Genomic DNA, 12,316 nt, shown 5'->3' on the forward strand with positions numbered 1-12,316 from the left:
CGCCGGGGGCCTTGGCGGCCCGCGGTTTTCGATCTCCGCTTGTCAACTCCGGGGTGCCGGTGTGCAATCTCAGCATCGACCGGGATCGGCCCGGCGTCCGGGAGGGATCACAAATGCGGAAATCCGTCGTCGTGGTGGCGCTGTTGGCGCTGCCGCTGCTGTCCGCGTGCAGCAATGACCAGCAATCGGCCACCCCCGCCACCACGACCGCACCCACGGTGACCGCCACCTCGGCGGCCGCGACCAGCGTGTCCGGCGCGCCTGCCACCTCGGCGGGGGCGACCACCAGCCCGGGCGGCAGCGCGCTGACCGCCGAGCAGATCTCGAAGGCCTTGCAGGACAAGGGCAAACTCGGTCAGCAGACCGCGGACTGTGTGGCCGGTATCTACCTTCAGGAAGGCCTGTCCGACAGCGGCATCCAGAAGATCATCGACAGCGCCAACGGCACCAACCCGGCCAAGGTCAGCCTCGGCACCGAGGATCTGATCAAGGCGGGCAAGGCCACCAAGCGAATCGCCACGGAGTGCGTCAAGTAGTGCGGTGACATGCGGAAGGTCCTGCTGTGGCAGGTGAAAGGCCCCCGTCCGATGGACGGGGGCCTTTCACGTGGAGCCGGTGACGGGAATCGAACCCGCAATTCGACCTTGGGAAGGTAGCGTGTTGCCACTACACCACACCGGCGCGGTCCTGCTTGCGCACGCGACTCTATCAGACCACTTCTCGCCCGGTGCAACTTCTCGGATCTCCTCGCAGGTCGCGGTCGGGTGAGCGCGGGTGTGTCCGGCCCCCGGGTTCCCCGTGTCGGGGGCGACGCGCCGAAGATCGCGGAGCTCTTTCGCAGAAGCAGCTGGTTCCGCCTACGGGCGGTCGTAGACTGGCCCGCAGGGTCGAAAACCCGTCCACCACAGGAAGTTTGGATGCGCTGAACGTTAGCTGAAGCGTGCGCTCGGTGCTCCTGCTCGGCGGTCGAGGAGGACGTATGACCGCGGTGCCCGCTCGTGAAGTTCCCGAGGTCGAACCCGTGCGGCCATTTCCACGGCGGATGGGACCCCAGGGGTCGTATCTGTGGAAGGCCATCACCACCACCGATCCCAAAATGCTCGGGAACATGTACCTGTTCACGGCCATGGCGTTCTTCCTGGTCGGCGGCCTGATGGCGCTGCTGATGCGGACGGAGCTGGCGCGGCCGGGCATGCAGTTCCTGACGCCGGAACAGTTCAACCAGCTGTTCACCATGCACGGCACCATCATGCTGCTGTTCTATGCGACGCCCATCGTCTTCGGATTCGCCAATGCGGTGCTGCCGCTCCAGATCGGCGCGCCGGATGTCGCCTTTCCGCGGTTGAACGCGCTCAGCTACTGGCTCTACCTGTTCGGGGCCACCATGGCGACCGCCGGATTCATCACGCCGGGCGGCGCGGCGGACTTCGGCTGGACCGCCTACACCCCGCTCAGCCTGGCCGAACACGCGCCGGGCGTGGGCGCGGACCTGTGGATCATGGGCGTGGCGGTGTCCGGCGTCGGCACCATCCTGGGCGGGGTCAATATGATCACCACGGTCATCTGCCTGCGCTGCCCCGGCATGACCATGTGGCGCATGCCCATCTTCACCTGGAACATCCTGGTCACGAGTGTGCTTGTGCTGCTGGCGTTTCCGATCCTCACCGCGGCGCTCATGGGCCTGGAGGTGGATCGGCACCTGGGCGGGCACATCTACGACTCGGCCAATGGCGGGGTCATCCTCTACCAGCATCTGTTCTGGTTCTTCGGGCATCCCGAGGTCTATATCGTGGCGCTGCCATTCTTCGGGATCGTGACCGAGATCTTCCCGGTGTTCAGCCGCAAACCGCTGTTCGGCTACACCACGCTGGTGTACGCGACGCTGGCCATCGGCGCGCTGTCCATCGCGGTGTGGGCACACCACATGTACGCGACGGGATCGGTACTGCTGCCGTTCTTCTCGTTCATGACCTTCCTCATCGCGGTGCCGACCGGGGTGAAGTTCTTCAACTGGGTCGGCACCATGTGGCGCGGGCAGCTGACCTTCGAGACACCCATGCTGTTCTCGGTGGGCTTCCTGGTGACATTCCTCTTCGGCGGGCTCTCGGGCGTCATCCTGGCCTCGCCGCCGCTGGACTTCCACGTCTCGGACACGTATTTCGTTGTGGCGCACTTCCATTACGTGCTGTTCGGCACCATCGTGTTCGCCACTTTCGCCGGCATCTACTTCTGGTTCCCCAAGATGACCGGGCGGCTGCTGGACGAACGGCTCGGGAAACTGCATTTCTGGACCACGTTCCTGGGTTTCCACACCACGTTCCTGGTGCAGCACTGGCTGGGTAACCAGGGCATGCCGCGCCGCTACGCGGATTACCTGCCGAGCGACGGATTCACCACGCTCAACACCATTTCCACCATCGGCTCGTTCATTCTCGGATTCTCGATGGTCACGTTCGTGTGGAATGTCTTCAAGAGCTACCGCTACGGCGAAGTGGTGACCGTCGACGACCCCTGGGGTTACGGCAATTCCCTGGAATGGGCCACCACCTGCCCGCCGCCCCGGCACAACTTCTACGAACTGCCGCGCATCCGCTCCGAGCGCCCCGCATTCGAACTGCATTACCCGCACATGGTCCCCCGTATGCGCGCCGAGGCCCACGCCACCTGGGGTCTGCGTAAACCGAAACAGGTCATCAAGGTGTTCACGCCGGAAAACCCGCCGGTAGAGCACTGAAAGATCGCGGCCCGTCTCGTTCTGGAGCGAGCGGAGCGACTGCGCGCAGCGGAGGAGCGGAGGGCGGGAAGAACGAGACCTGGGGGGCCGCGATCCGCCCGGAGCGAAGCGGAGGGCAAAATGGCACAGTGCTGCTTAGTGATCGCGACATCCGTAAGGAAATCGCCAATGGACGTCTCGGGGTCGAGCCGTTCGACGAGAAGCTGGTGCAGCCGTCGAGTATCGATGTGCGGCTGGACAGTCTCTTCCGGGTGTTCAACAACACCCGCTACACGCATATCGATCCGGCGCAGCGGCAGGACGAGCTGACCACCCTGGTGGAACCTGTCGAGGGGGAGCCGTTCGTGCTGCATCCCGGTGAATTCGTGCTCGGCTCCACACTCGAGGTGTGCTCGCTGCCCGACGATCTGGCCGGCCGGCTGGAGGGCAAGTCCAGCCTGGGTCGGCTGGGCCTGCTCACCCACTCCACCGCGGGCTTCATCGACCCCGGATTCAGCGGGCACATCACGCTGGAACTGTCGAATGTGGCGAACCTGCCGATCACCCTGTGGCCCGGTATGAAAATCGGGCAGCTGTGTCTTATCCGGCTCACCAGTCCGGCCGAGCACCCGTACGGCAGTGCCGCGGCGGGCTCGAAATATCAGGGTCAGCGGGGGCCGACGCCGTCGCGGGCCTATCTGAATTTTCCCGTGTCCAAGTGAGTTGCATTACGGGGTAGCGGTTTCGACCCGGCGCGCGGCGTAATTCGGCCGCTGCCTGGACAGTTGACCGTCGTCCGTGGCGCGAATACGCCGTCCGATGGGCGGGTACCGCGGGTGTACGGATGGCCCGGTACGTCGTAAGGTGGCGACGACGGGTGTGTGTCGACGAGATGGGCAGCGGATGAGTTCGGTTCTGGGAGTTTCGGTGGGGGCGGGCGCGGTTCGCGTCGCACGTCCGTTCACCGGCGATTCCGCCGAATCGGCCGCACGCAATTTCGGCGCGCCCCCACAGCAGCGATACGCCCGGGCCCGCAGCGGATTCGACGGCCCGCCGGACGCGTTCGACGTGCAGGCGGTGCCGGTCGGCGAGCGCCGGGTCGACGAGCTGGTCGCCGACGCCGTCGGGGCGGTGCTCGCCGCGGATTCGCGGATCAGCGCCACCGCCATCGCCTACCGGGACGAGAATCACGCGCGGGCCATCCGGGCCGAGCTGGCGCGGCGGCAGTTCACCAATTACGAGCTGGTGCCCGACGTGGTGGCGGCGCTGGAATTCCTCGAATACTCCGGGGAGCTGCAGGGTTTCGGCACCGTCGCGCTCTATGACCTAGGCGCGTCCGGGTTGTCGGTGACGGTCGTCGATACCGGCACCCGGCAGGTCTGCTTCAACGAACGCACCAGCGATATCAGCGGCGACTATCTCGACGCGCTGATCCGCGAACAGCAGATCGCCTCCGGGCGAATCGCTCATCCGCCGGACCACACCGGGCTCATCGCGCTCGACAAGCTCTGCCGCGAGGCCAAGGAGCAGCTCTCCAGCAGCAGCGCCGTGGCGCTGCCCTCCACCGAGGGCCTGGTGCTGCTGTCGCAGGAGAACTTCGAGGCCCTCATCATGCTGGCCGTCGAATCCTCCGCCCGCATGACGCGCGATGTCATCCTGCGCTCCGAGCAGCCGGTGCAGGCGGTCGCCCTGCTCGGCGGCTGCGCCCAGATTCCGCTGGTGGCAAAGGTTTTACGACGCTGGCTGGGTGTCCCCGTCATCGTCCCGGCCGCCCCCGACACCGTGGTCACCCGCGGCGCGGCCATGCTGGCCCGCCCGGTCCTGCACCGGCCCGCACCCGCGCCCTTCCCCGCCGCCCCGCGCGAGGACGCCGTACCCACACCCCCGGAGCCCAGCCAGTCCTGGCCGGCTCGCCCGGGTGCGGCGGAGAAATTCGGCCGCCGCCGTGAGGTCAGCCTGGCCGGCGTCGCCGTCGGCGCGCTCGTCGTGGTGGCCGCCATCGGTATCACCCTCGGCTGGGGATCCCAAGTCCTGACCCATGATTCGCAGCGCCAGGACGCCGTCACCAGCTCGGTCCCGGCCAGCACCACCCGCCCCTCCACCGAACCCGGGGCCGCATCGCCCACCACCACCGACGCCACCAACGAGTCCCTGGCCGCACCTCAGCCTCACACCTACACCACAACCACCACCGAGGCCCCCACCACCACGCCCGGCCCGAACACCATCACGATCATCCCGGGCCTCCCACCCGTGGTCGTCCCCACTCTCCCCCCGCTCTTCCCACCCGCTCCGCCCCAGCAAGCGCGCTGACGCTCCCCGTCGAGCCCGAAAGCCGTTGTGGGCCAGACCTATCAACTGTTCGCAGCCGCGACCAGGGCCGGGAACGAGCCTGGCAGCCGCCAGCGGGGTTTGGTGGCGCAGCCCCCAAGTGCCCTTCTCCCTGGGGGTTTGGGGGCGAAGCCCCCATCAGTCCGGGGGTTCGGGGGCGAAGCCCCTGAGAGTTTCGAGAGTCGAAAAGAGCCGAGTCCGCCCCGTCGACTGCCAGGAGGGGCGGACTCGGTGGTGCGAGGACCGGCTGCGTTCAGTCCTCGCTTTCCGCTCCCACCGCCAGAGCTGTCGTGATGATCGCCGACAGGGGTGGGAGTGTGGAACCACGTGCGGGTGGCGTCACCCAGTGGCAGCCCTCGCGCGTCCAGCGGCCGAGGCCGGTGGGGAGCATGACCGCGCTGCCGATGGCCGGAATGCCGATATCGAGCCGGTTGAGCGCCATCATGATCTGGTCGCCGGGCCGCGAATCCGGTTCGGCCAGAAAGCTCCAGCGAATCTGCCGGGCCAGCATGGGCCCGCCGCAGCGCTGCTGTTGCAGTGCGCCGCGCACCATTTCGGCTCGCGCGACCGGTAGGTGCAGCACCCCGATCTGCGCGCTGACGGGAAGCATGACGAATCCGCCGCGTTCGATGACCGGCAGCGCGAACTCGTGCCGGTAGTACGAAACCCAGTCCTCGACTGTTCTGAGCCTGTCCGCGTTCACGTCCCCGCCTCCTTCCCCCGGTCACCAGGGTCGCGCACCGGAGCCACGGTGAGAACGCCCGCACACCCGCCTTCCGCTGCCTTTCCGCCGCCACTATTACCGGTGCGTATAACGCCTGGTACCGAGAAGGTTTCGGATGTGGTCGCGGCCACTTTCCGCTCGTACCCTGGAGTTCGGAGTTCGTTCGGAAGGGATGGCACCGTGGTCCGGCACTGGTCAGGCAAAGAGGCCCGGGCCCTCCGCGATGCCAAACGCATGAGTATCCGGGAGTTCGCCGCCCACCTGGGTGTGCACGAACGACTGGTCTCGAAATGGGAGGCCGGGGGCGATCGGGTGCATCCCCGCCCCATCAATCAGGCCGCCCTCGATACTTCCCTTGCCAGGTCCGACGATGTTGTGCGGGCACGGTTCGCGGCCTTGATCGACCAGCCCTTGATCGACCGCCCCGCCGTTCCCGGTTTCGATGTGCGCCAAGGCGGTTCCGAGTTTCGGAGCGGGATGCCGGCGCAGGCCAGTTATTCCAGCGACGCGGAACTGCTGGCACTCGTCGATACGGGTGCGATGAGGGGCGATGCGTTAGCGGCGATTTCGGAGAGGGATCTGATCATGGCGGCTGCTCACGAAGCAAGCGAGCACGCAGGGAGGGCCGAGGGCACCAATGTGGGTGCGACCCTGCTGGAACAGCTCGATGCGGATGTCACGCGCATCGCCAACGATTACGTACACATGCCGCCGGTGCCGATGATGGTGGAGATGCTGCGGGTGCGGCGTCGGGTGTACCGGTTGCTGGAAGGCCATCAGCGTCCGTCCGATACGGCGCACCTGTACCTCTTGGCGGGCACCCTGTCCGGTCTGCTGGCGAATGCCAGTACGGATCTGGGCTATTTCGACGCGGCCGGTGAACAGGCAAGGGCCGCTTGGGCTTACGCCGAACTGTGCGAGCACGATCCGCTGCGCGCCTGGACCCGCGGCATGCAGGCGCTCATCGAGTACCGGTCCGAGCGGCCGCGCCGCGCGGTCCTGCTGGCCCAGAGCGGCCAGCGCTACGCCGAATCCGCGACCTCGCGGGTGCGGCTGCTGAACATCGAGGCCCGCATCTGGTCGCGGCTGGGCAGCACCGCCGACACCGAGCGCTGCATCCGCGCCGCCGATGACGCCCGCGACAGCGAATCCAGCGACAACCTGCACGACGAGGTCGGCGGCGTGTTCGGGTTCAACCAGCCCAAGAGTCACTACTACGCCGGCGCCACCTATATCCATCTGGGCCAGGCCGAGCCCGCCCTGGACGCCACCAGCCGGGCCATCGACCTGTACGTGAACGGCCCGACCGACAAGCGCTCCTACGGCGCGGAGTCGCTGGCCCGGGTGGACAATGCGGCCGCCCACCTGATCAACGGCAGCCTCGACGGCGCCGCCGCCGCGCTGGAGCCGGTGCTGGAACTGGACGAGGACAAGCGGATCGCGCAGTTGGAGGAACGGCTCAGCGCGGTGCGCCAGCGGCTGGCCGGCCCGGAGTTCCGGGACGCCGGTGAAGCACAGGACCTGGACGAGCGGATCGAGGACTTCTGCGGCTCCACCGCCGCCCGCAGCGTGCTGCCGCCCGATACCTCGAGGTAGCCGCCCCGCTACCGTCCGGTAGCCGTGTGCTGGACACGAAGAAACCTGGTTGCGGGCGAATGGCACCATTAACGGGGTGAGCCCATCGAGTCACCTTCCGCACCGGTCCCCCCGCGTCCTGGAACAGTCCACCAAACTCCAGAACGTGCTCTACGAGATCCGGGGTCCGGTACACGCGCACGCGGCACGGTTGGAGGCCGAGGGGCACCGGATTCTGAAGCTGAACATCGGCAATCCCGCGCCGTTCGGATTCGACGCGCCCGACGTCATCATGCGCGACATCATCGCGGCGCTGCCCTACGCGCAGGGCTACTCGGAGTCCAAGGGCATCCTGCCGGCGCGGCGGGCCATCTTCACCCGCTACGAATTGGTGCCCGGCTTCCCGGAATTCGATGTGGACGACGTCTACCTGGGCAACGGCGTCTCCGAGCTGATCACCATCGTCATGCAGGCGCTGCTCGACAATGGCGACGAGGTGCTCATCCCCGCGCCGGACTATCCGCTGTGGACGGCCATGACCTCGCTCGCGGGCGGCACCCCGGTGCACTACCTGTGCGACGAGTCCAATGACTGGCAGCCGGACATCGCCGACATGGAATCCAAGATCACGGACAAGACCAAGGCGATCGTCGTGATCAACCCCAACAACCCCACCGGCGCGGTGTACTCCGCCGAGGTGCTGCAGCAGGTGGTGGACCTGGCCCGCAAGCATCAGCTGCTGCTGCTGGCCGACGAGATCTACGACAAGATCCTCTACGACGGCGCCAAGCACATCTCGCTGGCGACGCTCGCCCCGGACCTGCTGTGCCTCACCTTCAACGGCCTGTCCAAGGCGTACCGGGTGGCGGGCTACCGCTCGGGCTGGCTGGTCATCACCGGTCCCAAGGATCACGCGGGCGGCTTCCTGGAGGGCATCGACCTGCTGGCCTCCACCCGGCTGTGCCCGAATGTGCCAGCGCAGCATGCCATTCAGGTGGCGCTGGGCGGACATCAGAGCATCGACGACCTGGTGCTGCCGGGCGGGCGGCTGCTCGAGCAGCGGGATGTGGCCTGGGAGAAGCTCAATACCATTCCGGGCGTCTCGTGCGTGAAGCCCACCGGCGCGCTGTACGCGTTCCCGCGGCTGGACCCGGAAGTCCATGAGATCCACGACGATTCGAAGCTGGTGCTGGATCTGCTGCTGCAGGAGAAGATCCTGATGGTGCAGGGGACCGGGTTCAACTGGCCGCACCACGACCACCTGCGCATCGTCACGCTGCCGTGGGCGCGGGACCTCTCGGTCGCCATCGAGCGATTCGGGAACTTCCTCGGGAGCTATCGCCAGTAATTCCAGCCGGAAATTCTCGATCACCGGGTACGCGCGGGGTACGCTGGGGTACCGGCGCGCCTTCGCGAATACCCGGTCCGACCTGCGGTTATTCGATCTTGTCCGCCTGTGGACACCCCTGCTCGGGGTGGATGGCGCGGGTGAGACCCTGGCTAAAACAAACCGCTGGTACGAAAAAGTTGGGTTTTTAGAGACTTAGCTAGCGCAAAGAACCGTCTTTTGTGTACAGTGGTCCTCGGCACTCAGGTGCCCGGCCGGACCGCCTACCCCCCCTGGGCCGTCCGGCCCTGGTTAGCCGGCCTACCCCCCCTGGGCCGCTGACCCGGGCGGCGGAGACATCCCCCTGCTCTCCGCCGCCCCTCCCACACTCTCCCCCGCCTCCCCGGGCCTTCAGCGGACGGCTTGAAGCCTTTGTCGGGTTCGCGTCCGTGCCTGCGTTGGGAGCCGAGATGATTTCAGGGGTACCCGGTGAGTTACCCCGAACGTTGCGAAATCAGTTGTCGCCTTGGGAATCGGGGAGAACCTTCGTCTGATGGGCGGGGAGTACCTCTCAGCATGTCAGGAATGGTTTTCGTTTAGGCTCCTCGGGTGAGCGATCACCAGCACTCTCATCATCACCATCACGACCACTCCGGGCCTATTGCTATCGGGACTAATGCTGCACGCGTTGTCGTCGGGCTATTGGCGGTGATCGGGGTGGCGGTGGTTGTCGGGCTGGTTTGGCTTTGGCCCAGTTCTCAGCACATCGATATTCCGTTGCCCATGCAGAACGGGGGCGGGGGTGCGGTGCACTCCGAGGCGGGGACCGTGGTCAAGCAGGATCTCGGGCCCTGTGGGGATGTGTCGAACGGGAAGGTTTTCACTGTTGAGCCGGAGTTGCTCGCGGCGGCTCAGCGGCAGTGTGCGCGGAGTGTGATCTCGATCGATTCGGGGGCGGACAAGGGGAGTTGGACGGTCTTCGTCAATTCGCCTACGCCGGATCAGCCGAATTTGCGGGTGGGGGACAAGATTCGGATTGTGCCGCAGGCGGCGCCGAAGACGCCGCAGGATCCGGGCGGGGCGACGCTGTACTCGTTCGATGATTTCGCGCGTGGGTTGCCGTTGAGCATCATCGGGATCGTTTTCGCGGTGGTCATTATCGCGGTGGCGCGGTGGCGGGGGTTGCGGGCGTTGATCGGGCTCGTCATTGCGTTCGGGGTGCTGGTGATGTTCCTGCTGCCGGCGCTGCTGGACGGGAAACCGGCGATACCGGTGGCGCTGGTCGCGGGGGCGGTGATCCTCTACTCCGTGTTGTATCTGGCGCACGGGGTGAATCTGCGCACCAGTTCGGCATTGCTGGGGACGCTGACCTCGATGGTGCTGGCGGCGGTGCTGTCCTGGGTGTCGTTGGAGGCCACCCACCTCACCGGGTTGTCCGAAGAGCAGAACACCAATGTCGCCGCCTATATCCAGCACGTGAGCATTACCGGGCTGCTGCTGGCCGGATTCATCATCGGCTCGCTCGGTGTGCTCAACGATGTCACCATCACCCAGGCCTCGGCTGCCTTCGAGCTGGCGGCGCTGGACCAGAAGGCCAACCGTCGCAGCATCTTCTCCGCGGCCATGCGGGTCGGCCGGGACCATATCGCCAGTACCGTCTACACCCTGGTGCTCGCCTACGCCGGTGGGGCGCTGCCGCTGCTGCTGCTGTTCAGCGTGGCCGGGCGGCCCATACGGGACGTGCTGACCGGCGACGCGGTGGGCATCGAGATCGCGCGGTCGGCGGTCGGCGGTATCGCGCTGGCCCTGTCGGTGCCGCTCACCACCGCCATCGCGGTGCTGCTGGCCCGGCCGCTGGGCGCCAAGCCGGCCGAGGTGCGCGCAGGTGCGGGCGCCAAGCGGACGCGAAGTGCGGGGGCGCAACGGAATACGCCGCGCCGCGCGGGTGGGCCGCGCACCGGATCCCAGCCCGCGATGCGTCGTGCCGGTGATCCGCGCACCGGCGAGTACCCCTCGGGTTCGCAACCGGTGGTGCGCCGAGGTGCTCAGCCGAGCGGACCGCACAGCGGGGAGCAACAGGCCGTGCCGAGAACCGGTGCGCAACAGCGGGATTCATGGACCGGGGAACAGCCCGTGGCGCGAACCGGCGCCCAGCCCGGTGTTTCCGGTGGGAGTGAGTCGCCGACGGTGCCGAGAACCGGTGTGGTGCAGCCGAATCCGAATCCGAATCCGCCGGAGGAGCGGCAGTACACGACCTCGTCGTGGTTCAATCCGAGCGAGCCGTGGTCGGATTCGGGTACGCGGGGCCAGGCCCGGCAGCCGGATCAGGGGTGGCAGCAGGATCAGGGCTTCTCCGATGATCAGGGGTGGCCGCCCGAGCCGCCGCGTGGCGGACGGCACTCCCGGCCCTGATTCCGGGCGGCGACCGTCAGTGTGTGTTCCGCGCCGCCTCGCAGAGCGCCGATACGCCGTCGGCGTCCGTGGCGAAATGATCGAAGCCACTGGGCACTCCGAATTCGGCGAAGGAGACCTCGGAGTCGGACTGCGGGCGGCCGGGCACCGGAATGCGCACGGCCGCATGCAGATCGCGGGTTCCGGTCAGCTCGATCACCCGGCGGGCATTGTCGGCCCGCAGGCCACCACAGGCCATCACGTCGATGCGGCCGTCGGCCAGCGTCACCAGCCGGCCGATCAGGGCTGCGCCGTCGAGCACCGACTCCTGGCGGCCCGAGGTGAGCAACCGGGTGAAGCCCAGCTCCAGTAATTGGTCGAAACCCGCGTACGGATCCGCGCACACGTCGAACGCGCGGTGGAAGGTGACCTCCAGCTCGTCCGCGGCGGCCAGCAGCTCGGTATTGGCGGCCGGATCGACATGGCCGTCCTCGTCGAGGACGCCGATCACCACCCCGTGCGCACCCGCCGCCCGCACCCGCTCGATATCGGTGCGCATCAGCGCCACCTCGTCGGCCGAATAGCGGAAGTCGCCCGGTCGCGGCCGGATCAGCACATGTACCTGAGTGTGCCCCGCCGCCTCGACCGCCGCCTCGATGAGCGCCGGCCCGGGCGTGAGTCCCCCGACCGTCAGCCCGGTACACAATTCCACCCGCGCGGCCCCCGCCTGTTCGGCGATCCGGACCCCGTCCAGAGACTCCACCCCGATCTCGACCCGCACCGCCCGCGCATCCGTCATACCTTGCAGTATGGCGAACTCCGGCCCGTCATGTTGCCTGAGATTAGCCAACGGGCTGCGAATGGCCCGTGAATTGCCGCCGCAGCGCCCGCCGAATCGGCGCGAACGGGCTGGTACGCGGCGAGAACGACGAAGGCGGCGCTACCGGGTCGGTAGCGCCGCCCTCGTCAATCAGGTTCGGCTGCCCGCTGTTTCGGGCCGGTGCCTAGTTCTTCCGGCCCGGCGCCTTCATGCCCGACTTGAAGCCGAGGCCACCCGGCTTGGCGGCCGGCGGCTTGGTCGCGCCATTGCCCTCCGAGGTGCCATTGCCCTCCGTCGCGGCCCGAGCGGCGGGCTCGGCGGCCGGGGCCGGAGCGGCCTCGGCCGGAGCCGAAACACTCCGCCGGGATGCGGGTGCCCTTGCCGACGTAGTTGCGGAAACCATCGGCGGCCGGCTCGAGCGCGGAGAAGGACTCC

9 protein-coding genes, 1 tRNA gene and 1 pseudogene are annotated in these 12,316 nt (G+C 67.3%); 7 read left to right on the plus strand and 4 right to left on the minus strand.

What is annotated here, in order from left to right:
- Positions 1-113 precede the first annotated feature (113 nt).
- The gene (locus tag ACWEKS_RS43980; RefSeq protein ID WP_452345651.1) at positions 114-536 is read left to right on the plus strand and encodes a hypothetical protein; all 423 of its coding nucleotides are present in this window, start codon (positions 114-116) and stop codon (positions 534-536) included.
- 71 nt (positions 537-607) lie between these two features.
- Here the strand turns inward: ACWEKS_RS43980 and ACWEKS_RS43985 are convergent.
- Positions 608-681, minus strand: a tRNA-Gly gene (locus ACWEKS_RS43985).
- A 298-nt stretch (positions 682-979) separates the two neighbouring features.
- Between ACWEKS_RS43985 and ctaD the strand changes: the two genes are divergently transcribed.
- The 3 genes from ctaD (at position 980) to ACWEKS_RS44000 (ending at position 5,026) form a co-directional block, all read left to right on the plus strand.
- A complete protein-coding gene (gene ctaD / locus ACWEKS_RS43990) occupies positions 980-2,734 on the plus strand; it encodes an aa3-type cytochrome oxidase subunit I (protein ID WP_452345652.1) in 1,755 nt (584 codons plus the stop codon).
- A gap of 128 nt (positions 2,735-2,862) precedes the next feature.
- Positions 2,863-3,435: a dCTP deaminase gene (dcd, locus tag ACWEKS_RS43995; protein WP_452345653.1), complete on the plus strand. Its 573-nt coding sequence runs from the start codon at positions 2,863-2,865 to the stop codon at positions 3,433-3,435.
- 181 nt (positions 3,436-3,616) lie between these two features.
- Positions 3,617-5,026: an Hsp70 family protein gene (locus ACWEKS_RS44000; RefSeq protein ID WP_452345654.1), complete on the plus strand. Its 1,410-nt coding sequence runs from the start codon at positions 3,617-3,619 to the stop codon at positions 5,024-5,026.
- Positions 5,027-5,297: 271 nt separating this feature from the next.
- Here ACWEKS_RS44000 and ACWEKS_RS44005 read toward each other — a convergent pair whose 3' ends face one another.
- Positions 5,298-5,747 (minus strand): hypothetical protein, encoded by a 450-nt coding sequence (locus ACWEKS_RS44005; RefSeq protein WP_452345655.1) that lies wholly within the window; start codon positions 5,745-5,747, stop codon positions 5,298-5,300.
- A gap of 255 nt (positions 5,748-6,002) precedes the next feature.
- Between ACWEKS_RS44005 and ACWEKS_RS44010 the strand changes: the two genes are divergently transcribed.
- The 3 genes and pseudogenes from ACWEKS_RS44010 to ACWEKS_RS44020 all read left to right on the plus strand — a co-directional run.
- A complete protein-coding gene (locus ACWEKS_RS44010; RefSeq protein WP_452345656.1) occupies positions 6,003-7,364 on the plus strand; it encodes an XRE family transcriptional regulator in 1,362 nt (453 codons plus the stop codon).
- 67 nt (positions 7,365-7,431) lie between these two features.
- A complete protein-coding gene (locus ACWEKS_RS44015) occupies positions 7,432-8,691 on the plus strand; it encodes a pyridoxal phosphate-dependent aminotransferase (RefSeq protein WP_452345659.1) in 1,260 nt (419 codons plus the stop codon).
- Positions 8,692-9,279: 588 nt separating this feature from the next.
- Positions 9,280-10,572 (plus strand): annotated as a pseudogene (locus ACWEKS_RS44020) (YibE/F family protein); the annotation flags it as partial.
- Positions 10,573-11,098: 526 nt separating this feature from the next.
- Here ACWEKS_RS44020 and ACWEKS_RS44025 read toward each other — a convergent pair.
- Positions 11,099-11,860 carry a copper homeostasis protein CutC gene (locus ACWEKS_RS44025; protein WP_379404280.1) on the minus strand — a complete coding sequence of 254 codons (762 nt, stop codon included), beginning with the start codon at positions 11,858-11,860 and terminating at the stop codon, positions 11,099-11,101.
- Positions 11,861-12,065: 205 nt separating this feature from the next.
- Positions 12,066-12,316: hypothetical protein (locus ACWEKS_RS44030; RefSeq protein WP_452345657.1), on the minus strand; the 251-nt coding region annotated here is incomplete at its 5' end.

It is taken from the genome of Nocardia sp. NPDC004711, from assembly GCF_053601595.1.